Source organism: Streptomyces sp. UG1 (assembly GCF_049974585.1).
In the GTDB taxonomy this organism is placed as follows: domain Bacteria; phylum Actinomycetota; class Actinomycetes; order Streptomycetales; family Streptomycetaceae; genus Streptomyces.
In genome coordinates this window covers 47,173-70,300 of record NZ_JBNGGG010000046.1, presented here as the reverse complement: position 1 = coordinate 70,300, position 23,128 = coordinate 47,173, and the positions used below count along the sequence as shown (strand labels likewise).

General features: G+C 72.6%; 22 protein-coding genes and 1 riboswitch. Of the genes, 12 read left to right on the top strand and 10 right to left on the bottom strand.

Going from position 1 to position 23,128, the window contains the following annotated elements:
* Positions 1-17: 17 nt before the first annotated feature.
* Positions 18-974 carry a 16S rRNA (cytosine(1402)-N(4))-methyltransferase RsmH gene (rsmH, locus tag ACP4J3_RS40185; protein ID WP_426541354.1) on the bottom strand — a complete coding sequence of 319 codons (957 nt, stop codon included), beginning with the start codon at positions 972-974 and terminating at the stop codon, positions 18-20.
* A 362-nt stretch (positions 975-1,336) separates the two neighbouring features.
* On the opposite strand from rsmH, the gene ACP4J3_RS40180 reads away from it, so the two are divergent.
* The 4 genes from ACP4J3_RS40180 (at position 1,337) to ACP4J3_RS40165 (ending at position 6,911) form a co-directional block, all read left to right on the top strand.
* Positions 1,337-1,882 carry a beta-class carbonic anhydrase gene (locus ACP4J3_RS40180; protein WP_426541352.1) on the top strand — a complete coding sequence of 182 codons (546 nt, stop codon included), beginning with the start codon at positions 1,337-1,339 and terminating at the stop codon, positions 1,880-1,882.
* 234 nt (positions 1,883-2,116) lie between these two features.
* Positions 2,117-3,157 (top strand): AAA family ATPase, encoded by a 1,041-nt coding sequence (locus tag ACP4J3_RS40175; RefSeq protein WP_426541428.1) that lies wholly within the window; start codon positions 2,117-2,119, stop codon positions 3,155-3,157.
* Positions 3,157-4,530, top strand: a complete 1,374-nt coding sequence (locus tag ACP4J3_RS40170; RefSeq protein WP_426541350.1) for a DUF58 domain-containing protein — start codon at positions 3,157-3,159, stop codon at positions 4,528-4,530. Before ACP4J3_RS40175 ends, ACP4J3_RS40170 begins: the two co-directional genes overlap by 1 nt.
* The gene (locus ACP4J3_RS40165) at positions 4,527-6,911 is read left to right on the top strand and encodes a transglutaminase TgpA family protein (protein ID WP_426541348.1); all 2,385 of its coding nucleotides are present in this window, start codon (positions 4,527-4,529) and stop codon (positions 6,909-6,911) included. Before ACP4J3_RS40170 ends, ACP4J3_RS40165 begins: the two co-directional genes overlap by 4 nt.
* 196 nt (positions 6,912-7,107) lie before the next feature.
* On the opposite strand, the gene ACP4J3_RS40160 is transcribed toward ACP4J3_RS40165, so the two are convergent.
* The 3 genes from ACP4J3_RS40160 to ACP4J3_RS40150 all read right to left on the bottom strand — a co-directional run bounded on the left by ACP4J3_RS40160 (position 7,108) and on the right by ACP4J3_RS40150 (position 9,410).
* Positions 7,108-7,506, bottom strand: coding sequence for a DUF3040 domain-containing protein (locus ACP4J3_RS40160; RefSeq protein ID WP_194047189.1), 399 nt, complete (start codon positions 7,504-7,506; stop codon positions 7,108-7,110).
* A 290-nt stretch (positions 7,507-7,796) separates the two neighbouring features.
* The gene (locus ACP4J3_RS40155) at positions 7,797-8,624 is read right to left on the bottom strand and encodes a class I SAM-dependent methyltransferase (RefSeq protein ID WP_426541346.1); all 828 of its coding nucleotides are present in this window, start codon (positions 8,622-8,624) and stop codon (positions 7,797-7,799) included.
* A 213-nt stretch (positions 8,625-8,837) separates the two neighbouring features.
* Positions 8,838-9,410, bottom strand: coding sequence for an SAV_6107 family HEPN domain-containing protein (locus ACP4J3_RS40150; RefSeq protein ID WP_426541344.1), 573 nt, complete (start codon positions 9,408-9,410; stop codon positions 8,838-8,840).
* Between the two features lie 168 nt (positions 9,411-9,578).
* Between ACP4J3_RS40150 and ACP4J3_RS40145 the strand changes: the two genes are divergently transcribed.
* The 5 genes from ACP4J3_RS40145 to ACP4J3_RS40125 all read left to right on the top strand — a co-directional run bounded on the left by ACP4J3_RS40145 (position 9,579) and on the right by ACP4J3_RS40125 (position 15,714).
* Entirely contained in the window at positions 9,579-10,319 is a 741-nt protein-coding gene (locus tag ACP4J3_RS40145) for an ATP-binding cassette domain-containing protein (protein ID WP_426541342.1), read from the top strand.
* Positions 10,306-12,390, top strand: a complete 2,085-nt coding sequence (locus ACP4J3_RS40140) for a YhgE/Pip family protein (RefSeq protein ID WP_426541340.1) — start codon at positions 10,306-10,308, stop codon at positions 12,388-12,390. The genes ACP4J3_RS40145 and ACP4J3_RS40140 overlap by 14 nt, the downstream gene beginning before the upstream one ends.
* A 23-nt stretch (positions 12,391-12,413) precedes the next feature.
* A complete protein-coding gene (locus ACP4J3_RS40135; RefSeq protein ID WP_426541338.1) occupies positions 12,414-13,043 on the top strand; it encodes a TetR/AcrR family transcriptional regulator in 630 nt (209 codons plus the stop codon).
* A 378-nt stretch (positions 13,044-13,421) separates the two neighbouring features.
* Positions 13,422-14,036, top strand: a complete 615-nt coding sequence (locus ACP4J3_RS40130; protein ID WP_426541336.1) for a DUF4126 domain-containing protein — start codon at positions 13,422-13,424, stop codon at positions 14,034-14,036.
* 166 nt (positions 14,037-14,202) lie between these two features.
* A complete protein-coding gene (locus ACP4J3_RS40125; RefSeq protein WP_426541334.1) occupies positions 14,203-15,714 on the top strand; it encodes a phytoene desaturase family protein in 1,512 nt (503 codons plus the stop codon).
* A 20-nt stretch (positions 15,715-15,734) separates the two neighbouring features.
* Here ACP4J3_RS40125 and ACP4J3_RS40120 read toward each other — a convergent pair whose 3' ends face one another.
* From ACP4J3_RS40120 to ACP4J3_RS40095, 6 genes are all read right to left on the bottom strand, one after another.
* A complete protein-coding gene (locus ACP4J3_RS40120; protein WP_426541332.1) occupies positions 15,735-16,697 on the bottom strand; it encodes a hypothetical protein in 963 nt (320 codons plus the stop codon).
* Between the two features lie 57 nt (positions 16,698-16,754).
* Entirely contained in the window at positions 16,755-17,678 is a 924-nt protein-coding gene (gene metF, locus ACP4J3_RS40115) for a methylenetetrahydrofolate reductase [NAD(P)H] (protein WP_426541330.1), read from the bottom strand.
* Positions 17,679-17,817: 139 nt separating this feature from the next.
* On the bottom strand, positions 17,818-18,480 hold the full coding sequence (gene thiE, locus ACP4J3_RS40110; RefSeq protein ID WP_426541328.1) for a thiamine phosphate synthase: 663 nt from the start codon (positions 18,478-18,480) through the stop codon (positions 17,818-17,820).
* 261 nt (positions 18,481-18,741) lie between these two features.
* On the bottom strand, positions 18,742-19,107 hold the full coding sequence (locus ACP4J3_RS40105; RefSeq protein WP_194047175.1) for an Rv2175c family DNA-binding protein: 366 nt from the start codon (positions 19,105-19,107) through the stop codon (positions 18,742-18,744).
* Between the two features lie 68 nt (positions 19,108-19,175).
* Positions 19,176-20,390: an NAD(P)/FAD-dependent oxidoreductase gene (locus ACP4J3_RS40100; protein ID WP_426541326.1), complete on the bottom strand. Its 1,215-nt coding sequence runs from the start codon at positions 20,388-20,390 to the stop codon at positions 19,176-19,178.
* Between the two features lie 32 nt (positions 20,391-20,422).
* On the bottom strand, positions 20,423-20,773 hold the full coding sequence (locus ACP4J3_RS40095; protein WP_426541324.1) for a hypothetical protein: 351 nt from the start codon (positions 20,771-20,773) through the stop codon (positions 20,423-20,425).
* 52 nt (positions 20,774-20,825) lie between these two features.
* Positions 20,826-20,937: riboswitch (TPP riboswitch) on the top strand.
* Between ACP4J3_RS40095 and thiO the strand changes: the two genes are divergently transcribed.
* From thiO to ACP4J3_RS40080, 3 genes are all read left to right on the top strand, one after another.
* Entirely contained in the window at positions 20,935-22,101 is a 1,167-nt protein-coding gene (gene thiO, locus ACP4J3_RS40090) for a glycine oxidase ThiO (protein ID WP_426541322.1), read from the top strand. Its footprint overlaps the riboswitch before it by 3 nt.
* The gene (gene thiS, locus ACP4J3_RS40085; RefSeq protein ID WP_194047167.1) at positions 22,098-22,298 is read left to right on the top strand and encodes a sulfur carrier protein ThiS; all 201 of its coding nucleotides are present in this window, start codon (positions 22,098-22,100) and stop codon (positions 22,296-22,298) included. Before thiO ends, thiS begins: the two co-directional genes overlap by 4 nt.
* 3 nt (positions 22,299-22,301) lie before the next feature.
* The gene (locus tag ACP4J3_RS40080; protein ID WP_426541320.1) at positions 22,302-23,096 is read left to right on the top strand and encodes a thiazole synthase; all 795 of its coding nucleotides are present in this window, start codon (positions 22,302-22,304) and stop codon (positions 23,094-23,096) included.
* Positions 23,097-23,128: the final 32 nt, after the last annotated feature.

Below are 23,128 nucleotides of genomic sequence, written 5' to 3'. Positions count from 1 at the left end.
CCCCTGCCCCACGCCGCTCATTCGATGGACTCCCTGATGCGCTCGGCACCGCGCAGACGCGCGGGTGCCGCGCGCCGGTTCTCGGCGACCTCTTCCTCGGTGGGAAGTTCGGCACCGCGCGTCAGCAGCTTGAGCCGCGGCTGGTACTGCTCGGGGACGACGGGCAGCCCCGGCGGGGCGGTGTTGGCGGCGCCGGCCGCGAGCACCTGCTTGACCAGCCGGTCCTCCAGCGAGTGGTACGACAGCACCGCGATCCGCCCGCCGACGGCGAGGGCCGCCACGGCCGCCGGGATCGCCCGCTCCAGGACGGACAGCTCGCCGTTGACCTCGATGCGCAGCGCCTGGAAGGTGCGCTTGGCCGGGTTGCCGCCGGTGCGCTTGGCGGCCTGCGGCAGCGCGTCGCGGATCAGCTCCACGAGCCGGGCGCTGTTGCTGAACGGCTCCTTCTCGCGCTCGCGCACGATGGCGGCGACGATCCGCTTGGCCTGCTTCTCCTCGCCGTACGCGCGCAGGATCCGCACCAGCTCACCGGCCGGGTAGGTGTTGAGGACCTCGGCGGCGCTGATGCCGGCCGTCTGGTCCATGCGCATGTCGAGGGGGGCGTCCTGGGCGTAGGCGAAGCCTCGGTCGGCCTCGTCGAGCTGCATGGAGGAGACGCCGAGATCGAACAGGACGCCCTGCACACGTGGGATGCCGAGCCTGGCCAGGACGTCCGGGAGCTCGTCGTAGACGGCGTGCACGAGGGTCGCGCGCTCACCGTACGGGGCGAGCCGCTCGCCGGACAGGCGCAGGGCCTCCTTGTCACGGTCGAGGGCGACGAGCCGGGCCTCGGGGAACCGCCTCAGCAGGGCCTCACTGTGACCGCCGAGCCCGAGCGTGCAGTCGACGACCACCGCTCCCGGCCGCTGCAGGGCGGGGGCCAACAGGTCCAGGCACCGCTGGAGCATCACCGGGACATGTCGACTGGAACTCAAGGGGCCCTCTCAGATCCGGCGGGGCCGTACGCACCGCCGGGTCCCCGCCCGCTCGTGAAGGGGAGGCCTGCCGGCGCCGGAAGCGTCAGCCGACCGGGAGCGGGAGGAGGCCGAGCCGTACGTACGCGCCGCGCACGCGGGGAGACCGTCGGAGAAATCGCCGGGGTCTTTCGGGAAAAACAGTCCAGCAGGGAGTCTCGCCTCCCGCTTCGCGTCACTTTAGTCCACCCTGTCTTCCGGTCAATCAACCGACCTGCGCGTCGCGAACCCCCTGTGCGTTACCTCACACGCTGAACGTGATGACGCTCTTTTTCCCTTCTCACGACAGGACCGGAAGGGCCGTGACCAGTACCGTCATGAATATGACGACTTCCGCATCTGTTCCCACCGAGCCCGAAGGCGCCATACGCGGCGGTACGGTGACCGACCGCCTCGTCGACGCCAACGAGCGGTACGCCTCCGCCTTCACCGACCCCGGGATGGACGCCCGTCCCGTCCTGCACGTCGCCATCGTGGCCTGCATGGACGCCCGTCTCGACCTGCACGCCGCGCTGGGCCTGGAGCTCGGCGACTGCCACACCATCCGCAACGCGGGCGGTGTCGTCACCGACGACGTGATCCGTTCCCTGACCATCAGCCAGCGGGCGCTGGGCACCCGCAGCGTGGTCCTCATCCACCACACCGGCTGCGGCCTGGAGACCCTCACCGAGGACTTCCGGCACGACCTGGAGATGGAGGTCGGCCAGCGGCCCGCCTGGGCGGTGGAGTCCTTCCGGGACGTCGACCAGGACGTTCGGCAGTCGATGCAGCGTGTGCGCACCTCGCCGTTCCTGGTGCACACCGACGATGTGCGCGGCTTCGTCTTCGACGTGCGGACGGGCCTGCTGCGCGAGATCGACCCCGCGTAACCATCCGCCGCACCTGTCGTTTCGCTGTCAATCTGCGCTCGGGCGCGCCCAAAAGGCCGTAAGACCCGACATAACGCAGGCAGTTGTCCACAGTCGAGTGACACGAATCGGTAACGGCAGCAAGAATGCGGGTGTGACAACACGCAGAACTCTTCACGCGTGGTGTCCGAGTTCCAGGGGTGGGCCGGTCCGCGCATCGCGTCGGCCCGGAAAGAACGGGCCGAGGAGGGCCGGGTGACGACCTATGACGATCGAGCGAGCCTCACTGATCTGACTGCCACTGTGGAGCGGGTCCGCAGTTCGGTGGAGGATGTGATCGAGGGCAAGCCCGAGGTCGTACGGCTTTCGCTGACCGTGCTGCTCGCCGAGGGACATCTTCTGATCGAGGACGTTCCGGGCGTGGGCAAGACGATGCTGGCGAAGGCGCTGGCGCGGTCCATCGACTGTTCGGTACGGCGTATCCAGTTCACGCCTGACCTGCTGCCGTCGGACATCACGGGCGTGTCCATCTGGGACCAGCAGCGCAAGGACTTCGAGTTCAAGCCCGGCGCGATCTTCGCGCAGATCGTGATCGGCGACGAGATCAACCGCGCCTCGCCGAAGACGCAGTCCGCGCTGCTGGAGTCCATGGAGGAGCGGCAGGTCACGATCGACGGGCAGACCTACGAGCTGCCGAGCCCCTTCATGGTGGTGGCCACGCAGAACCCGGTCGAGATGGAGGGCACCTACCCGCTGCCCGAGGCCCAGCGCGACCGCTTCATGGCCCGTGTCTCCGTCGGCTACCCCAGCGTGGAGGCCGAGCTGCAGATGCTGGACGTGCACGGCGGTGTCTCCCCGCTGGAGGACATGCAGCCGGTGGCGCACGCGCACGACATCGTGAAGCTGATCGACGCGGTGCGCGGCGTGCACGTCGCCGAGCCGGTCCGCCGGTACGCGGTGGACCTGGTCGCGGCCACGCGCACCCACCCCGATCTCAGACTCGGCGCCTCCCCGCGCGCGACGCTGCACCTGCTGCGCGCGGCGAAGGCGGCGGCGGCCCTCAGCGGCCGGGAGTACGCCCTCCCGGACGACGTACAGGCCCTCGCCGTGGCCGTCCTGGCCCACCGTCTGCTGCCCACCGCCCAGGCGCAGCTCAACCGCCGCACCGCCGAGCAGGTCGTCCAGGAGATCCTCCAGCGCACCCCGGTGCCCGCCGCGCCCCAGCAGCAGAGCGGCTTCGGCGGCCTGAGCCGCGGCACCGCGTCGTACGGCCAGCAGCCGCCGCGGAGGCTGTGATGACCTCCGGCAGTACGGGCCGGACCGAGGCGGACCGCGGCGAGCAGAGCGGCATCCGCACCGCACTGGCCGGACTGACCACGCGCGGCCGCTCCTTCCTGGCCGCCGGCGTCGCGGCCGCCATCTGCGCCTACGTCCTCGGGCAGAGCGACCTGCTGCGCGTCGGGCTGCTGCTCGCGGTGCTGCCGCTGGTCTGTGCGACGGTGCTGTACCGCACCCGCTACCGGGTCGCGGGCAGCCGCCGGCTCTCCCCCGCGCGCGTGCCCGCGAGCAGCGAGGCCCGGGTGCATCTGCGGATGGACAACGTCTCCCGGCTGCCCACCGGCCTGCTGATGCTCCAGGACCGGGTGCCCTACGTCCTCGGCCCGCGTCCCCGCTTCGTCCTCGACCGGGTGGAGCCGGGCGGCCGCCGCGAGGTGTCCTACCGGGTCCGCTCCGACCTGCGCGGCCGCTATCCGCTGGGCCCGCTGCAACTGCGCCTGAGCGATCCGTTCGGCATGTGCGAGCTGACCCGCTCCTTCTCGACGTACGACACCCTCACGGTCATCCCGCGCGTGGAGCCGCTGCCGCCGGTGCGCTTCAGCGGCGAGGCGAAGGGGTACGGCGACGGCCGGCAGCGCTCGCTCGCGCTGGCCGGCGAGGACGACGTGATCCCGCGCGGCTACCGGCACGGCGACGACCTGCGCCGCGTCCACTGGCGCTCCACCGCGCGCTACGGCGAGCTGATGGTGCGCCGCGAGGAGCAGCCGCAGCGCTCCCGGTGCACGGTGCTCCTCGACACCCGGGGCCTGGCCTTCCAGGGCGCGGGCCCGGACTCGGCCTTCGAGTGGGCGGTGTCGGGCACGGCGTCCGTGCTGGTCCACATGCTGGAGCGGGGCTTCTCCGTCCGGCTGCTGACCGACACCGGCAGCTCGGTGCCCGGCGAGGGCGCCGACGGGTTCGCGGGCGCCAGCCAGGAGTCGGCGGACGCGGCCGGGCTGATGATGGACACCCTCGCGGTGATCGACCACTCCGACGGCACGGGTCTGTCGCGGGCGTACGACGTGCTGCGCGGCGGCAACGAGGGGCTGCTGGTCGCCTTCTTCGGCGACCTCGACGAGGAGCAGGCGGCGGTGGCCGCCAAGATGCGGCAGCGCAGCGGGGGCGCGGTGGCCTTCGTGCTGGACAGCGGGGCGTGGGTGCGGGAACCGACCGATGTGCCCGGAGCGTTGGACAGGAGCGAGGAGCGGCTGCGGATGCTGCGGGAGGCGGGCTGGACGGCCGTGAGCGTGCCGCGGGGCGCTTCGCTGAACGACCTGTGGCGCCAGGCGGACCGAGCGCGTACGGACGCCGCGGCGGCCGGTGGCGTGCGGGACGAGGGGGGAGCGGCATGAGCGGGCGGACACGGATGGCGCTGTGCGCCGCGGCGGCCACGCTGATGGCCGCGTGCGCCCTGCTGCCGCTGGTCTCCCCGATCACCTGGCTGATGCAGGCGATCTTCCTGCTGTCGATCCAGACGGGCGTGGGCATGGCGGCCCGACGGGTGCCGCTGGCCCGTCCCCTGACGGTGGCCGCGCAGGCCCTGGTCGCGCTGATGCTGCTGACCCTGACCTTCGCCGGCCGGCAGGCGATCATCGGGGTGATCCCCGGCCCGGAGGCCTTCCGGCACTTCGCCGACCTGTTGCAGGCCGGCGGGGACGACGTCAGCCGGTACTCGATCCCGGCGCCGCTGTCCGACGGCATCCGGCTGATGCTGATCGGCGGCGTCCTGATCATCGGCCTGGCGGTGGACACCCTCGCGGTGACATTCCGCAGCGCCGCGCCGGCCGGGCTGCCCCTGCTGGCGCTGTACTCCGTGGCGGCGGGGCTGTCCGACGGCGGTGCGGACTGGCTGTGGTTCCTGGTCGCCGCCATGGGTTATCTGATGCTGCTCCTGGCCGAGGGCCGCGACCGGCTCTCGCAGTGGGGCCGGGTCTTCGGCGGGGCGCCCCGGACGCCGGGCGGGGAGCCCACCGGCGCGCTGGCACCGGTCCGCACCGGACGCCGTATCGGCGTGGTCGCGCTGGGCATCGCCCTGGTGGTGCCGCTCGCCCTGCCCGCGATGAACGGCGGGCTGCTGGACGCGGCCGGCGCGGGCGTGGGCCCGGGCAGCGGCAGGGGCGGCACGGTCTCCGCGGTGAACCCGCTGGTGTCGCTGCGCGACAGTCTGAACGTGGACGAGGACCGCGAGGTTATCTCCCTGAAGACCAACACGGCGGACCTGTCGAACCTGTACCTGCGGATCGTGTCCCTGGACGAGTTCGACGGCACCACCTGGGAGCCGGCCAAGCGCAGCATCGAGGCCGTCCCCGACAGGTTCCCCACGCCCATCGGCCTCGGCCCCGACGTGCGCCGTGCCGAGGTCGAGACGACGATCTCGGCGGCGGACTGGTACGCCCAGAACTGGCTGCCGATGCCGTATCCGCCGAGCGGCGTGGACATCGACGGCAGGTGGCGGTACGAGCCGCTGGGCATGACGGTGGTCGGCGATCGCCGCCAGACCACGCGCGGGGCGACGTACACCGTGCGCAGCCTCGATGTGCAGCCGACGCCGGAGCAGCTGGCGGACGCGCCGGAGCCGCCGGCCGCGCTGAAGCGCGAGTTCACCGAGCTGCCCGGCTCGCTGCCCGCGGTGGTCGCAGAGACCGCGCGCGAGGTCACCAAGGGTGCGACCAGCCACTACCAGCAGGCCGTCAAGCTCCAGGACTACTTCGCCATCACGGGCGGCTTCCAGTACGACACCGACGTCAAGGTCGGCAGCGGCCGCACGGCGATCGCCCGGTTCCTGCGGGACAAGCAGGGCTTCTGCGTCCACTTCTCGTTCGCGATGGCGGCGATGGCCCGCTCGCTGGACATACCGGCGCGGGTCGCGGTGGGCTTCGCGCCCGGTACCCCGCAGGGCGACGACTCCGTCTCGGTGGGGCTGAGGGACGCGCACGCCTGGCCCGAGTTGTACTTCGAGGGCGTGGGCTGGACCCGCTTCGAGCCGACGCCGACCCGTGGCTCGGCGCCGTCGTACACCCAGTCGGACACGCCGGGCTCGACGGTGCCGGACGTGGCGCGGCCCTCGCAGTCGACGAGCACCGGGCCCTCCGCCACCCCCTCGGCCAGCGAGAGCTGCGCCGGGCAGAACCCGCAGCTGTGCGCGAGCGAGTCGCCTCAGGCCGCGGTGCCGTCCGGCGGTGACGGCCCGAAGTGGTACGTCCTGCTGGCGTGGGTGCTCGGTGGCGCCGCGGCGCTGCTGATCCCGGCGGCGCCGATGCTGTGGCGACTACGGACGAGAGCGGTCCGGCTGGGAGCGCATGGGCGTGCGGAGGCGGACATACCACTGCACACCCTGGCCGTCTGGCAGGAACTGACCGACACCGCCTGGGACTTCGGCATCCCGCCGGACGACTCCCAGACGCCTCGCAAGACCGCCGCCCGCATCGTCCGGCTGGGCCACTTCGACCCACCGGCGGCGGCCTCGGTCCACCGGGTCGCCGACGCGGTGGAGCAGGTCCTCTACGCCCCGAGTCCCCGTCCGACGGCCGGCCTTGCTCAGGACGTCCGCCGCGTGCGGTCCGACCTGCGGTCCAAGGCCACGTGGACGACGAACCTGCGCGCCCTGCTGGCGCCACGGTCCAGCGTGCGGGTGGCCTGGGCGCTGACGGAGTGGTGGACCGACGTCAAGCGCCGCGCGAGGGCGGCCCGACCGACACTGCGCAGGCCTTCGACGCCGGGGCAGCAGGGGTGACGGTGCGCTGAGGCTGAGGCCGAGGATGGTGTGACGGCGCCGGGTGGGAGGGTCTCTCCCCTCGGCGCCGGGTTGTCTCGCTCCCCCGTCCGCGCCGCCAGGCCGTCCGCACGTACGACGGCATACGTCAGGGGGTGACCACCCGGCCGGTGGTCACCCCCTGCGTCTGTTCAGGAGCTGTTTGTCGAGCTAAGAGCTAATGGCCGCCCTGTTCGTCACGGCGGCGCTGCCAGCGCTGTTCGATGCGGTCCATCAGGCCGCGCTTCTGACGTGGCTGGCGTCGGGCCTGCGGCCCTGCCCCCGCGGCGGGCTGTTCGCCCGGCTTGGGTGCCTTGCGCCAGCCGGTTACGGCGAGTACCGCACAGCCCAGCATGACGAGGAAGCCCACCACGCTGAGCCACACCTGCTTGGCGACCATTCCAGCCATGAGGAGCGCGATACCTACGAGGAAGCCCGCGACCGCCTGGTAGACCCGTCGCCGGGTGTACGTACGCAGCCCGCTTCCCTCAAGCGCTGTCGCGAACTTGGGATCTTCGGCGTACAGCGCTCGCTCCATCTGCTCGAGCATTCGCTGCTCGTGCTCCGAGAGCGGCACGGAGTCCTCCTCATCGTGCAGTCGCCGGGGCGACCCGGGGGTCCCTTCAGGATAGGCAGGGAATCGCCCCCGTGAAACCCGCCCCTCTACGCCAATTGGCCAACCGGGCCCCGGCATGGGCGCCCCGGCTCGCTGAGATCTTCATTCCCCAGCGGCCGACCCGTCATGCCGGAACGGTCTCCCTCGATCATACGGCGCTGAGCACTCGATCGGGGGGCCTGTGGCGTACTCCATGTGCAGCCAAGTCCCTGATCAAGGCGTACCCTCGGGGTCCGCTCACAGCGGGCGGCTCAGGCCTCCGCGGTCTCCCCCGTCTCGCCGAGCACATGGAGCTGCGTGGCCACGGCATGGAAGGCGGACAGCTCGGCCGCGGCCTCCTCCAGCTTCAGCAGCGCCTCCAGCGCCCCTGGCTCGGTGTCGACCAGCACCCCGGGGACCAGGTCGGCGAAGACCCGCACCCCGTGCACGGCGCCGACCCTGAGCCCGGCCCGCTCGACGAGCCCGGTGAGCTGCTCGGCGGTGAAGCGGCGCGGCATGGGGTCGCCGTAGCCCCAGCGGCCGTCGGGGTCCTCCAGGGCCTGCTTGGCCTCCTTGAAGTGACCGGCGAGGGCCCGCGCCAGCACGGCACCACCCAGACCGGCGGCGAGCAGGCTGAGGACGCCCTCGGAGCGCAGGGCGGCCACCGCGTTGCGCACGCCCTCGGCGGGGTCGTCGACGTACTCCAGGACCCCGTGGCACAGCACGACGTCGTACCCGCCGCGCTCGACCACGTCGAACAGGCCGTGGACGTCTCCCTGCACGCCCGTCACCCGGTCGGCGACCTCGGCCTCGGCGGCGCGCCGCTCCAGGGCGAAGAGCGCGTTCGGGCTGGGGTCGACGACGGTGACGCGGTGGCCGAGGCGGGCCAGGGGCACGGCGAAGTTGCCGCTGCCGCCTCCGGTGTCGAGGACGTCCAGAACCGGACGCCCCGTGGCCTTGGCCCGGCGGTCCAGGGCGTCCTGGAGGACCTCCCAGACCACGGCAGTACGGAGGGCTGCGCGGGGTCGGGAGGGGTCGGAGCGCAGCGACGTCGCTTGAGGGTGGTGGTGGGCGACCGGCGGGCGCATCGGGTCCGACACGGGTTGACTCCTCGGCGCGGCGCCGCCGTCTGCACGGCGGAGCGAACGGGCTGCCTCCCCCGGGCCCGGGTCACGGGAGCGGGAAGGCTTCAGGCGCCTTCCACCCTATTGCCTACGACGGCCCTCCCGGCCATCGCGGTGGAGCGCGACGCCGTACGTCTCGCGCGTCGGACGGCCCGGCCCTCACCCGCGGACCCGCCGGCGGTGCCGGCGTCAGCCCGCGTCCGGCATGTCGTCCCGCGCCCGCTGCGTGCCGTCCGGCTCCGCCCCGTCCGCATCCTGGCGCGGCTGCGGCAGGACCGGCTGGAGCACCAGCATCCGCTCGACGAGGCGCAGGAACATCGCCACGTCGCGTATCAGGTCGTCGGCGTCCCGGCGGCTGACCGCGCCCTGGATGCCCGCCTCGGCCCGGGCGCGGCGCCGGGCGCCCGAGGCGAACAGGGCGCTCCACTCGGTGAGTTCGGGCGCTATCTCCGGGAGCACTTCCCAGGCGCTCCTGATCCGGGCCCGGCGCCTGGACGTCGGCTCCGGGCGCCCGCGCGCGGCGAGCACGGCGGCGGCGGTGCGCAGGGCGGCGAGGTGGGCGGTGGCATAGCGCTCGTTCGGCGTCTGGAGAACGGCGGCCTCGTCGAGTCCGGCACGGGCCTGGGCGAGCAGGTCGAGGGCGGCGGGCGGGGCCGTGGCCCGGCGGAGCACGGGGTGCACATCGCTCGCCGGGCCGGTCAGTGAGGGGGCAGGGCCGGTGGCGCGGCGCCGGCGCGCGGCGGCTGCGTGGTAGCTGGCCATGACGAACCTCCTGTCGTCTGTGTGACGGCATGCCCGTTACGGGATGCCGTATGTGCCCATCGTGAGGTATGGCACTGACAATCCGTTCCGACCTGCGGTTTTGCTTCGATCGAAAGTTCGGGCTAGATTTTGCACTGACCAGTCAGTTCAAATATGGAGGGGGCAGGGATGGGGGGAACCGTGGCCGGGGCCGGCGTCACGGCCCTGGGGCTCGGGCTGAAGGGGCACCGCGGATGGGCGTTCCGCGGGGTTTCCTTCGAGGCGGAGCCCGGCTCACTGATCGCGATCGAGGGGCCGTCCGGCACCGGACGTACCTGTCTGCTGCTGGCGCTCACCGGGCGGATGAGGTCCACCGAGGGGACCGCGACGGTGGGCGGGGCGGCCCTGCCCAAGCGGATGGCGGCGGTGCGGCGCGACAGCGCCGTGGCCCATGTCCCGGGTGTGACCGACCTGGACCCGGCCCTGACCGTCGCCGAGCACCTCCACGAACGGGCGCTGCTCCAGCAGCGGTTCGGCGACGCGCTGCGCGGCCTGCTGCGCCCGGGGGCCGAGCGGCGGGCGAAGGAGCGGCTGCGGATCGACGCCGCGCTGACGGCGGCGGGCCTGGACCGCGACGCCCTGCCCAAGGGCTCCCGTACGGCCGTAAGGGATCTGGAGCGGGTGGAGGCGCTGCGGCTGTCGATCGCGCTGGCCCTGATCGGAGGCCCGCGGCTGCTCGGCGTCGACGACACCGACTTCAAGCTCTCGGACGCCGAACGGGCGGAGATCTGGGAGCTGTTGAAGTCCGTCGCCGCGTCCGGGACCACGGTCGTGGCGGTGTGCAGCGAGGCCCCGGACGGCACCGTCAAGGTGCCGACCCGGGTGGCCGACAAGACCGACGTAGAGGAGACCGCCGATGCGCTCGCCTAAGCTGGCCGCGCTTGAGCTGAGGCGCTTCGGCCGGGGGAAGCTGCCGCGCGCCGCCCTGGTGGCGCTGCTGGTGCTGCCCCTGCTGTACGGCGCCCTGTACCTGTGGTCGTTCTGGGACCCGTACAGCCGTCTCGACAAGATCCCCGTGGCGCTCGTGAACGACGACAAGGGGGCGGCCGTCGAGGGGAAGAGGCTCACGGCCGGCGACGACATCACCAAGGGGCTGCGCGAGAGCGACGTCTTCGACTGGCGCGAGGTCAGTGCCGCCGAGGCCAGGAGCGGCGTCGAGGACGGCACTTACTACCTGTCGCTGACCATGCCGGCCGACTTCAGCGAGCGGATCGCCTCCAGCGCGGGCGACGCGCCGCAGACGGGCGCCCTTCAGGTGCGTACGAACGACGCGAACAACTACATCGTCGGGCAGATCTCGCGCACGGTCTTCAGCGAGGTGCGCGAGGCCGCGTCCACGAAGGCGTCGCGGTCGTTCCTGGACCGGATCTTCGTGTCGTTCTCCGACATCCACGGCGCGACGGTCGAGGCCGCCAACGGCGCCGACAAGCTGGAGGGCGGCATCGGGAAGGCGGAGAAGGGCTCCAAGGACCTCGCCGACGGGCTGAAGGACGCCAAGGAGGGCAGCGGCAAGCTGTCCACGGGTCTGAAGAGGCTCGACAAGGGCGCGGGCGATCTGGAGGACGGCTCCAGGCGGGTCGCGCAGGGCACGCAGAAGCTGGCCGACCGGGTCAACGGCATCGACGCCAAGGTCGGCCCGTTCCTGAAGGACAACGAGAAGACCATCGGGGACACCGCGCGGCTGGTCACCGACACCTCGAAAGCCATGCGCAACAACCTCGACGACCTGGTGAAGCACGCCCCGGCCGCCGCCAGGAACGCCCACGCGGCCGCCGACGTACTGAACGTCGTCTACAGGGCACGCTGCGAGGACGCGGTACTGTCCGACCCGGCCTGCTCCGATCTGAAGAAGGCGAAGCAGTCGGCCGCCGACGTGGCGACGATCGGCGACGACCTCAACACGCTGATCGCCGACCAGGACGGCGATCTGAAGAAGCTCGACAAACAGCTCGGCACCCTCCAGGAGCAGTCCCAGGCGCTCGCCGACCGCGCGCCGCACCTCTCCGAGGACCTCGCCGACGCCGTCGCCCGGATCAACAAGCTGAACCAGGGAGCCGCGAAGGTCGCCGCGGGCGCCAAGAAGCTGCACTCGGGGCTCGGTGACGCCCGCAGCGGCGCGGTGGACCTGGACAGCGGCGTGGGCAGGCTCAAGACCGGCGCGTACGACCTCAACGGCGGCATCTACAAGCTGGTCGACGGCTCCGGCAAGCTCTCGGACGGGCTGCACGACGGTGCGGGCCGCATCCCCGACTACGACAAGAAGGACCGCGACGCCCGCACCGAGGTCATGGCCGACCCGGTCCAGCTCCTGTCCAGGGATCTGCACAAGGCGCCCAACTACGGCACCGGGTTCGCCCCGTACTTCATCCCGCTGTCCCTGTGGGTGGGCGCGATGGTGGCGTACATGCTGATCGCGCCGATGAACCGGCGTGCGCTCGCCGCGGGCGCCCCGGCGTGGCGGATCGCGCTGGCCGGCTGGCTGCCCGTGGTGGCGATCGGGGTGCTGCAGACGGTGGCCCTGATGTCGGTGCTGCACTGGGCGGTCGGGCTGCAGATGGCCCGGGCGGCCGGGACGGTGGGCTTCCTGTTCCTGGTGACGGCGTGCTTCGCGGCGATCGTGCAGTGGCTGAACGCGCGCTTCGGAGCGGCCGGCCGGATCCTCGTCCTGGCCTTGCTGATGCTCCAGTTGACGTCCGCGGGCGGTACCTACCCCGTGCAGACCAGCCCGGGCTTCTTCAACGCGCTCCACCCCTTCCTGCCGATGAGCTACGTCGTGGAGGCCCTCAGGAGGCTCATCACGGGCGGCGGCCTGACTCCGGTCTGGCAGGCGTGCGCGGTGCTCGTCGCATTCACCGCGGGCGCGCTCGCGCTGACCGCCCTGTCGGCCCGTCGCCGTCAGGTCTGGACGCTCGACCGGCTGCACCCGGAGCTGACCCTGTGAGCGGGCGCGGCACAATCAGGCGCATGGAAAGCAGCAGCGCCGCGTCGGGCGGCAGCACGCGCCGTGAGGCCACCCGGCAGAAGCTCTACGAGGCGGCCGTCACGCTCATCGCCGAGCAGGGCTTCTCCGCCACCACGGTGGACGAGATCGCCGAGCGGGCCGGGGTGGCGAAGGGCACGGTCTACTACAACTTCGCGAGCAAGTCGGTCCTCTTCGAGGAGCTGCTGCGGCACGGAGTGGGCCTCCTGACCGCCTCGCTCCGGGAGGCCGCCGAGCAGACCGCGCGGGACGGCGGCGGCAAGGTGGACGCCCTGGACGCGATGATCCGCGCGGGCCTGGTCTTCATCGACCGCTACCCGTCCTTCACCCAGCTCTACGTCGCCGAGCTGTGGCGGACGAACCGCGCCTGGCAGTCCACGCTCATGGTGGTCCGTCAGCAGGCCGTGGCGGTCGTCGAGGGCGTGCTGCGCGAAGGCGTGGAAAACGGCGAGTTCAGCGAGGAGATCGACATCCCGCTGACCGCCGCCGCGCTGGTCGGCATGGTCCTGGTGGCCGCCCTGGACTGGAAGTCCTTCCAGCCGGAGCGCTCCCTGGACGACGTCCACGCGGCGCTGTCGCGGCTGTTGCAGGGCCGGGTGAGCGGACACCGCTGAGCGCACACGAAGACGCCGGTCCGATGTGGCCGCGTCCCCCGCGGACCACTGTCGGACCGGCGCCTTCTTGTGCTCCCCCGTTTTCCCCGTTCCCCCGTTTTCCCCCGTGTGGACCCCCGTTCGGTCGTTCCCCCGGGTCCCCCGTCTCGCTCCCGCCGACGCCAGGGCCGGCGGAAGGAGCGGATCCGGGGCCGCTCCGTTCCGGCGCCCCGTGTCGCCGGTGCCGGAGCCGATCCCCTTCTCCGTGTCTCCACTCTCTCGTTCACGCAGGTCGCGACCCATCCGCGCGCGTACTCATCTCGTCAGCTAGGTACGCGTACTCAGGGCTGCGCACTCATCCCCAAGACGGTGTGTTGCCCACTGGTTACGATCACCCCCGTGTCTGTACTCCCTTTGGTGTTCACAAGTGGCTGGGCCAGCGGCATCAACGCCTACGCCGTGGTGCTGCTGCTCGGCATATTCGGCGCGACGGGTCTGAGCGACGAGGTGCCCGAGGCGCTGCAGCGTCCGGACGTCCTCATAGCGGCCGGTGTGCTGTTCCTGTGCGAAGCCGTCGCCGACAAGATCCCGTACTTCGACTCGGCCTGGGACTCGGTGCACACGGTGATCCGGCCGGTGTCGGGCGCGGTCGTCGCGGCGCTGCTCGCCGGGCAGAGCGGGTCGGTGCCGGAGCTGGCGGCGGGCGCGGTCGGCGGTTCCACGGCGCTGGTGAGCCACCTGGTCAAGGCCGGGACGCGGATGGCGGTCAACACCTCGCCCGAGCCGTTCAGCAACGTCGTGGTGAGCCTCGCCGAGGACCTGGGAGTCGCCGCGATCATCACCTTCGCGATCTTCCACCCGGTGGCGGCGGCCGTCATCGCGGGCGCTCTGCTGCTCGCCGGCCTGTTCCTGCTGTACTTCCTGGTCTCGCGGATCCGTGCCTTCCTGCGGCGCCGGGCCGAGCGACGGGCGGAGAAGCGACTGGCGCAGGCGGCGACGCAACGGGGCGGCTGAGCGCTGGCGCGGGAGGCAACACAACACGGCGACTGAAGTGGCTCGCGCAGGCGGCGACACCGCGCGGCGACTCAACAGCTCGCCCTGGCGGCGACCCGGTGGCCCGGGTGAGCCGTCCTCCGAGGTCAGTGCGCCGTTGTCGGTGCCGGCCGATAAAGTCCCACGCATGGCACGGATTGCGGTGATCGGCGCCGGGATGGGCGCGATGGCGGCCGCTGCCCGGCTGGCCGTCGCGGGCCACCGGGTGGCGGTGTACGAGCGTACGCAGACGTACGGCGGAGCGGTGCGCCGCTTCGAGCGCGACGGCTTCGGCTTCGACACCGGACCGGGGCTGCTCCCCCTGCCCGCCGTCTACCGCGACCTGTTCATCAAGACCGGCAAGCAGCCCCTGGAGGAGTGCGTCGAGCTGGTCCAGGTCGACCCGTCCGCACGGCATGTCTTCGCGGACGGCACCGAGGTCTCGCTGCCGAACGCCTCGCGCGCGGGCGTGGTGGCCGCCCTGGACGAGGCGCTGGGCGCCGGCACGGGCGCCCGCTGGGGCGACTTCCTGGTCCGCGCCCGCGAGGCCTGGGACCGCACGCGCAGGCCGCTGCTGGAGGAGCCCCTGTGGCCGAACTGGCAGGTGCTGGCCGAGCGCGAGCCCTACCCGTCGGTGCCGCACAAGCGACTCCTGCGCACCCGCCGGGCCGGCACACTCGCCGAGGTCGCCGCCTGGGAGCTGCGCGACCCCCGGCTGGCCGCCCTGTTGGAGAGCCACGCGCTCGCGTACGGCCTGGACCCCGGCGCGGCTCCGGCGAGCGCGGCGGTGCTGCCGTACCTGGAGCACGCCTTCGGGACCTGGTATGTGCGCGGCGGCATACGGGAGTTGGCGCGGGCGGTGTACGAACGGTGTCTGGCCCGCAAGGTCGAGTTCCACTTCGGTGCGGAGGTCGCCGGGATCGTGGAGAAGGACGGCCGGGCGGCGGGGCTGGAGCTGGCCGACGGGACCGTGGCGGAGGCCGAGATGGTCGTCGGCACCGGGCCGTGGCGCCTGCGCGACCTGGTGGGCGACCGTGAGCTGTACGCGCCGGAGGCGGTCGAGCCGAGCCCCGAGGGCCTGTCCTCGGGCCGGCTCGTGGTCTGCCTGGCGCTGCGCGGCCCGCGGGAGGCGGGCGCCGCTCACCGCACGGTGGTGCACGCCCCGGACCGGCAGGCCGAGCTGGACGCGTTCGGGCTCGGCGAGCCGCCCGCGCACCCGACGGTCCGGATCGATCGCCCGGACGACGCGGCGCTGCGCCCCGACGACGCCCATGAGTCGGCGGTGCTCACCGCCACGGTGCCGTCGCAGACGCGATACGACTGGAGCGCGGCGGGTGCCGCCGACGCGTTCGCGGACCGGATGGTCGCCGCCGCCGAGCGCGCCCTGCCCGGCCTGCGCGAGCGCATCCTGTGGCGCGAGGTCCGTACGCCGGTGCACACCCGGCAGGAGACCGGGGCCGAGGGCGGCGGTGTGCCCGCACCCGCGCTCGCCGCGGCGGAGGGCGCCTTCCTGCGCCCGTCCAACAGCACGTGCATACCGGGCCTGTTCACGGCCGGCGGCTGGTCCCACCCGGGCGGCGGCCTCTCGCACGCGGGCATGTCGGGTGCGCTGGTGGCGGGGCTGATCGTGGAAGGCCCGGAGTTCCGGGGCTCGCAGTGATCCGGGCCTAGGCGGTCCCGTCAGAAACGGTACTGCTCGTCGTACCCGGGCCCCTGCTGCTGGCCGTTGCCCTGGTACGGGTACTGCTGCTCCGGCGGGAGTTCGCCGCCGTAGGTCTCGTCGGTGCGCTGCTGCGGGACCCAGACGCCGCCGGGCGGGGTCTCGCCGTAGGTGCCGGTGGCGTACTGGTCCTGGGCGTAGCCCTGTTGGCCGTACTGCTGCTGGCCGTAGGCGTCATACCCGGTGCCGTCGTAGGTCTGGGTGCCGATGTACGGGTCGGAGTAGGCGGCGTACTGCTGCTGGCCGCTGGGGTCGTAGCCGTACTGCTGCTGGTCGTAGCCGGAGTAACCGTCGTACGCGTAGCCCTGGTCGGCCGTCGCGTACTGGTCCTGGGGCTGGCCGGTCGCCGCGTAGTTCTGGTCGGCGGCGGCGTAGCCGGAATCGCCGTATATGCCGTACGAGCCGGTGTCGTCCGGCATGGGCTGCGGCTCGTAGACGGAGGTCGTCTCGGCGGCCGTGGGCTGCGGCGTGCGCGTGGGCGTGAAGACGTCGTCGCGGTCGTAGTCGTCGCGGTCGTAGTCGTCCCCGTAGCCGACGCTTTCGCGGCCGTGCTCCGGGGCGCTGCCGGTGAATTCGCCCTCGCTCGCCTCCAGGCCGGAGACCTCCAGGGTCGGCTCCCGGTGCTCCGCCTCGTCGCGGCGGCGCTTGGCGCCCAGCGGGCCGAGGGCCGGTGCGGAGACGGCCCAGCCGGCCGAGAAGCCGCGGCGGAACGACAGCGTGACGTAGGTCTGGCCGACGGCGAACGCGGCCGCGCCGAGACCGATGACGATCACCTGTCCGATCAGCACACCGCTCACGACGCCGAGGAAGCCGGCGAAGGCGAGCAGCCGCCAGCGCAGGCGCGCCTTGTACTGCAGCAGCACCTCGCCCAGCAGCCACAGCGCGACGACGCCGAACGCGATGTAGAGGACCGTCCAGCCCATGTACGCCCCTCTCCCAGTGGCCGCCTACGCAGTGTGACGTATATCAGGACGGCCGGTCTAGGCCTGCGGTGGGTGGTGCAGGCCCAGGTTCTCGTAGATTTCCAGGGTCGCCGTGGAGTTGTTGAGCGTGATGAAGTGCAGTCCGGGCACTCCCTCGGCCAGCAGCCGCGCACAGAACTCCGTGGCGAACTCGATCCCGATCGAGCGTACAGCCGCCGGATCGTCCTTTGCTGTGAGGATCCGCTCTTTCAGGGCGGCCGGGAAGGCGGCGTTGGTGAGGGACGGGATCCGCTCCAGGTTCCGCACGCTGACGATCGGCATGATCTCCGGAATGATCGGCGTGTCACAGCCGGAGGCGGCGACCCGGTCGCGCAGCCGCAGGTAGTCCTCCGGCTGGAAGAACATCTGCGTGATCGCGTAGTCCGCGCCGGCCCGGCACTTGTCGACGAAGTGACGGACGTCGGTCTCCCAGTCGGCGGAGCGCGGGTGCATCGCCGGGAAGGCCGCGACGCCCACGCAGAAGTCGCCGGACGTCTTGATCAGCTCGACGAGCTCGGCGGCGTAGCTCAGGCCCTGCGGGTGCCGCACCCAGTCGCCCAGCGGGTCGCCGGGCGGGTCGCCGCGCAGCGCCAGCATGTTGCGGATCCCGGCGTCGGCGTACTGGCCGATGATGTTGCGCAGGTCGGCCACCGAGTGGTCGACAGCGGTGAGGTGGGCGATCGGCGTGAGCGTGGTGTCGGAGGCGATCGCCTCGGTCGCCTTGACCGTGCCCGCGCGAGTGGAGCCGCCCGCGCCGTAGGTCACGGAGACGAAGTCGGGCCCGACGGCCTCGACCCGGCGCAGCGCGTTCCACAGGTTCCGCTCGCCCTTCGGGGTCTTGGGGGCGTAGAACTCGAAGGAATACGTCGTCTTGCCGGTCGCGAGCATCTCGCGCACGGTACGAGCGTGGTCCGACCTGATGGATGCGGTGCCGAGGGCCATACTCGCAGGTTAGCCAGGGGCCCCCGGTCCCCCAACCAGACGCCGGAAATTTGCCCGATTTGTCGGATTGTTGTCCAACCCTTGGACAAACGGGCCAACCTCCGAGGTGCCCAGGGTGCCTGGGCTGCCCCGGGGCTCCCTACACCTGCCGCAGCCGCTTCGCGAACTCCGCCGCCGCGGCGCCCGGGTCGGCGGCCTCGGTGATCGCCCGTACGACGACGACACGGCGGGCGCCCGCCTCCAGCACCTGGTCGAGGTTGCCGAGGTCGATGCCGCCGATGGCGAACCAGGGGCGCTCGGTGCCGAGGGACGCGGTGTGGCGGACCAGGTCGAGGCCGGGGGCGTGGCGGCCGGGCTTGGTGGGGGTCGGCCAGCAGGGGCCGGTGCAGAAGTAGTCCACGCCCTGCTGGGCGGCGGCCGCGTCGGCCTCGGAGTCGGCGTGCGTGGAGCGGCCGATCAGGACGTCGTCCCCGAGAATGGCACGGGCGGCCGGCACCGGGAGGTCGCCCTGCCCCAGGTGCAGGACGTCGGCGCCGGCGGCGTGGGCCACGTCGGCGCGGTCGTTGACCGCGAGGAGCTTGCCGTGCCGGGCGCAGGCGTCGGCGAAGACCTTCAGATGCTCCAGCTCCTCGGCCGCCTCCATGCCCTTGTCCCGCAACTGCACGATGTCGACACCACCGGCCAGCACGGCATCCAGGAACTCCGCGAGGTCGCCCTGCCGCCCGCGCGCGTCGGTGCACAGGTAGAGCCGGGCGTCGGCGAGCTGAGCGCGGGCGGTGCCTGCGGTGACGGTGTCGGACATGCGGTCCCCCTGGGTCGGGTTGCCGGGCGGGTGGGGTCGGGCGGGTGCCGGACTCGGGCACGGTAGCCGGAGCGCAGTGCGCTTACGGCACCTGCCGGCGGCCCGCGGCGGTGCCGTCGTTCGGGGGCGTACGGGCCGGGTCGGGGCTCTATGGCGCTGGCGGCCGTAGCGAGCCACGACCGTGCGGCCGTACTCGACCGCGGCCGGGGCCCGCGGGCCCCGGCCCGTACGCCGGACGGTGTTCGGATCCCGGTGGTCGGCTCAGACGGCGAGCGCCTGGGCGCGGCGCTTCACCTCCGTGCCGCGGTTCTCGCCGAGGGCCTGCGCGGGGGTGCCGGGCAGGCTTTCGTCGGGGGTGAAGAGCCACTCCAGCATCTCTTCGTCCGTGAAGCCGTCGTCCCGCAGCAGCGTCAGGGTCCCGGACAGGCCCTTGACGACCTTGTCCCCGTCGATGAAGGCGGCGGGGACGTGCAGCGCGCGGTTCTCACCACGGCGCACGGCGATGAGCTGGCCCTCCTTGACCAACTGCCGGACGCGGGTCACCTCGACGCCGAGCTGTTCGGCGATGTCGGGCAGGGTGAGCCAGGCGGGGACGAGAGCATCGATCTTTGCGTCAATCTCGGTCACAGAACAAGCCTGCCATCTGCCACTGACAGTCGGAAGCCAGGCCGCTCCGGCCGGGCGGGGCCGGCGCGCTACGCCGTCGCCGCCTTCAGCGGCCGCGCCGGGTCCACCAGCAGCTCCGCGTCCATCGGCGTGCCCGACTCGATCAGCCGCCGCCCCTGCGCCAGATCCCTCGGCCGGCCCACCGCCAGGAGGGCGACGAGGCGGTCGTCCCTGAGCCAGCAGACCGTCCACGCCGGGCCGGACGGGTCGCCGCGCCACAGGGCCGTGTCGGCGCCGGCGTGGTGGCCGGCGTACTGGACGAAACGGCCGAACTGCTCGGACCAGAAGTACGGCACGGGGTCGTAGACGGCGGTGGCCTCGCCGAGGATGTTCGCGGCGACCGTGCGCGGGCCCTGCAGGGCGTTGTCCCAGTGATGGACCAGCAGACGCTCGCCGTAGCGCCCCGAGGGGAAGGACGCGCAGTCGCCGACCGCGTAGACGTCGGGCGCGGAGGTGCGCAGCCGCTCGTCGGCCACGACCTCGCCGTACGCGCCGAGCTCGATGTCCGAGCCGGCCAGCCAGGCCGTGGCGGGCCGGGCCCCGATGCCGACCACGACCGCGTCCGCGGCAATCCGCGAGCCGTCGTCGAGGAGCACCGCGCCGGCCTCGACGCGCTCCACGCGCGTGTGCGTGCGCAGCACCGCGCCGCTGTCCTCGTACCAGCCGGTCATCGCCGCGCCCACCTGCGAGGGCAGCGCCCCCGCGAGCGGCCGGTCGGCGGCCTCCACGACGGTCACCGCGCAGCCCGCCTCGCGCGCGGCGGTGGCGAACTCCGCGCCGATCCAGCCCGCGCCGACGACCACGATGTCGTGCTGCCGGGCCAGCACCGGCCGCAGCCGCTCGGCGTCGTCCAGGGTGCGCAGCAGATGCACACCGGGGACGCCCTCCGCGCCCGGCAGCCGGATCGGCTCGGCGCCGGTGGCGAGCACCAGGACGTCGTACGGGACCGGCCCGGCCTCGGTGTCCAGCTCGCGGTCGGCGGTGCGCACGCCGAGCACCTCGCGCCCGAGCCGCAGCTCGATGCCGAGCGCCTCGAAGTCGACGTCGAAGGCGGAGCCCTCGGCCTTGCCGAGCAGCACGGCCTTGGACAGGGGCGGCCGGTCGTACGGCTGATGGGGTTCGGCGCCGATGAGGGTGACAGGGCCCGTGAAGCCCTGCTCGCGCAGGGCGACCGCCGTCTGGACACCCGCCATGCCGGCGCCGGCGACGACCACTCTCCGCTGCGACTTCGTCTGCTCGCTCACCTGATCACCATAGACAACTGACAATTCGTCAGTCAGGAGCCGTGCTCAGTGACCTGCTCCACAACGCTGGTGCCGCTGCCCGGCTGCGACTCCCACGCCCAGCTCTCCTCAAGGCGCACCCGCCCGTCGGCGAGCTCGACCACGGTCGACACACAGTGGCCGGACGACGTCGACCCGTCCCGCTTGAGCTGCACATACCGGAAGTCCAGCCGGTCGCCGTCCCTGGCGCCCACCAGGTACCCGCGTACGACGTCGCCGCCCGCGTACTCGGCCCAGATCTCGCCGTCCTTCTCGTGGTAGGTGAACCGGGTGCGGGTACCCACCTGACCTGGGGCTTGGTCGGCGACAGGGGCGAGGACGAGACCGTCGAGCGAACGGGCCACGGGCTGAGGCTCCCTTACTGAGGCATGCGGGGGCGGGCTAGGGTGGCCAACGTAGAGCACTCGCGGGAGCCCGGACGCACCGGGCTGAGAGGGAGGCTGGCGGCCTCCGACCGTACGAACCTGATCCGGGTCATGCCGGCGAAGGGAGGGGCTGGACGCCCATGTCGCGTACGCGAACGTCAGACGTCCTCGTCATCGGGGGCGGAATCATCGGCCTGGTCACGGCGTGGCGGGCCGCGCAGCGGGGGTTCGCCACGGCCGTCGTGGACCCCGAGCCGGGCGGCGGCGCCGCCCAGGTGGCGGCCGGGATGCTGGCCGCCGTCTCGGAGCTGTACTACGGCGAGCAGACCCTGCTCGGCCTGAACCTGGCCTCGGCCCGCCGCTACCCGGACTTCGCGGCCGAGCTGACCGACCTCACCGGCCATGACCTCGGCTACCGCCGGTGCGGCACGCTCGCCGTCGCGCTGGACGCCGACGACCGCGCCCATCTGCGTGAACTGCACGCCCTGCAGCGCCAGTCGGGCCTGGAGTCGGAGTGGCTGTCGGGGCGGGAGTGCCGGCGCCTGGAGCCGATGCTCGCGCCGGGGGTGCGCGGGGGGCTGCGGGTGGACGGCGACCACCAGATCGACCCGCGGCGGCTGGCCGGGGCGCTGGTGGCCGCGTGCGAGCGGGCGGGGGTCGTCTTCCACCGCACCTGGGCCGAGCGCCTCGACGTGGTGCGGGACCGGGCGACCGCGGTCATCACGACGGACGGCACCGGGCTGGGCGCCGGCCAGGTGGTCCTGGCCGGCGGCAGCCTCAGCGGGCGCCTCGCGGGCGTCCCGGACGACGTGCTGCCGCCCGTGCGCCCCGTGAAGGGGCAGGTGCTGCGGCTGACCGTGCCGAAGCGGTACGCGCCGTTCCTGAGCCGGACCGTGCGGGCCGTGGTGCGCGGCGGCAGCGTGTACCTGGTGCCGCGCGAGAGCGGGGAGCTGGTCGTCGGGGCGACGAGCGAGGAGCTGGGCTGGGACACGACGGTGACCGCGGGCGGGGTGTACGAACTGCTGCGCGACGCCCATGAGCTGGTGCCGGGCATCACCGAGCTGCCGCTCACCGAGACGCGGGCCGGCCTGCGCCCCGGCTCCCCCGACAACGCGCCGCTGCTCGGCCCGACCGGGCTGGACGGGCTGTCGCTGGCGACCGGCCACTACCGCAACGGCGTGCTGTTGACGCCGGTCACCGGGGACGTCATGGCGCATGTCCTGGCCGCCGGTGAACTCCCGGACGAGGCCCGCGCGTTCACGCCCCGGCGGTTCGCCGGGGCCGCCCTCACGGAGCAGTCGGCATGAACATCTCCCTCAACGGGGAGCGGCGGGAAGTCGCTCCCGGTACGGCGCTCGACGTCGCCGTACGCATGCTCACCGCGGCGCCCTCCGGAGTGGCCGCCGCCCTCAACGAAACCGTCGTCCCGCGCGCGCAGTGGCCGTCGACGCCCCTCTCCGAGGGAGATCGCGTCGAGGTCCTCACCGCCGTCCAAGGAGGCTGACCCATGGCCGACGATCCCTTTGTCATCGGCGGTACGTCCTTCACGTCCCGCCTGATCATGGGCACGGGCTCGGCGCCCAGCCTGGAGGTGCTGGAGCGGGCGCTGGTGGCGTCCGGGACGGAGCTGACCACGGTCGCGATGCGGCGGGTGGACCCGTCGGTGCACGGCTCGGTGCTGTCCGTGCTGGACCGGCTCGGGATCCGGGTGCTGCCGAACACCGCGGGGTGTTTCACCGCGGGAGAGGCGGTGCTGACGGCCCGTCTCGCGCGCGAGGCGCTCGGTACGGATCTGATCAAGCTGGAGGTCATCGCCGACGAGCGGACCCTGCTGCCGGATCCGATCGAGCTGCTGGACGCGGCGGAGACGCTGGTGGACGACGGTTTCACGGTGCTGCCGTACACCAACGACGACCCGGTGCTGGCGCGGAAGTTGGAGGACGCCGGCTGTGCCGCGATCATGCCGCTCGGCTCGCCCATCGGGTCGGGGCTCGGCATCCGCAATCCGCACAACTTCCAGCTCATCGTGGAGCACGCACGCGTGCCGGTGATTCTGGACGCGGGCGCCGGCACGGCGTCGGACGCGGCGCTCGCGATGGAGCTGGGGTGCGCGGGCGTGATGCTCGCCTCGGCGGTGACGCGCGCTCAGGAACCGGTGCTGATGGCCGACGCGATGCGGCATGCGGTGGAGGCGGGGCGGCTCGCGTACCGGGCGGGCCGGATTCCGCGGCGCCATTTCGCTCAGGCGTCGTCGCCCGTGGACGGCATGGCGCGGCTGGATCCGGAACGGCCCGCATTCTGAACACTCGTTCGACCTAGCCCTTCGATCTATGA

Coding starts and splice junctions, on each gene's coding strand:
- thiS (WP_194047167.1), top strand. CDS start 22,098: ATGAACATCTCCCTCAACGGGGAGCGGCGGGAAGTCGCTCCCGGTACG.
- ACP4J3_RS40120 (WP_426541332.1), bottom strand. CDS start 16,697: ATGGGCTGGACGGTCCTCTACATCGCGTTCGGCGTCGTCGCGCTGTGG.
- ACP4J3_RS40080 (WP_426541320.1), top strand. CDS start 22,302: ATGGCCGACGATCCCTTTGTCATCGGCGGTACGTCCTTCACGTCCCGC.
- ACP4J3_RS40135 (WP_426541338.1), top strand. CDS start 12,414: ATGGAAAGCAGCAGCGCCGCGTCGGGCGGCAGCACGCGCCGTGAGGCC.
- ACP4J3_RS40150 (WP_426541344.1), bottom strand. CDS start 9,410: ATGGCCAGCTACCACGCAGCCGCCGCGCGCCGGCGCCGCGCCACCGGC.
- thiO (WP_426541322.1), top strand. CDS start 20,935: ATGTCGCGTACGCGAACGTCAGACGTCCTCGTCATCGGGGGCGGAATC.
- ACP4J3_RS40145 (WP_426541342.1), top strand. CDS start 9,579: ATGGGGGGAACCGTGGCCGGGGCCGGCGTCACGGCCCTGGGGCTCGGG.
- ACP4J3_RS40165 (WP_426541348.1), top strand. CDS start 4,527: ATGAGCGGGCGGACACGGATGGCGCTGTGCGCCGCGGCGGCCACGCTG.
- metF (WP_426541330.1), bottom strand. CDS start 17,678: ATGGCCCTCGGCACCGCATCCATCAGGTCGGACCACGCTCGTACCGTG.
- ACP4J3_RS40170 (WP_426541350.1), top strand. CDS start 3,157: ATGACCTCCGGCAGTACGGGCCGGACCGAGGCGGACCGCGGCGAGCAG.
- thiE (WP_426541328.1), bottom strand. CDS start 18,480: ATGTCCGACACCGTCACCGCAGGCACCGCCCGCGCTCAGCTCGCCGAC.
- ACP4J3_RS40180 (WP_426541352.1), top strand. CDS start 1,337: ATGACGACTTCCGCATCTGTTCCCACCGAGCCCGAAGGCGCCATACGC.
- ACP4J3_RS40140 (WP_426541340.1), top strand. CDS start 10,306: ATGCGCTCGCCTAAGCTGGCCGCGCTTGAGCTGAGGCGCTTCGGCCGG.
- ACP4J3_RS40125 (WP_426541334.1), top strand. CDS start 14,203: ATGGCACGGATTGCGGTGATCGGCGCCGGGATGGGCGCGATGGCGGCC.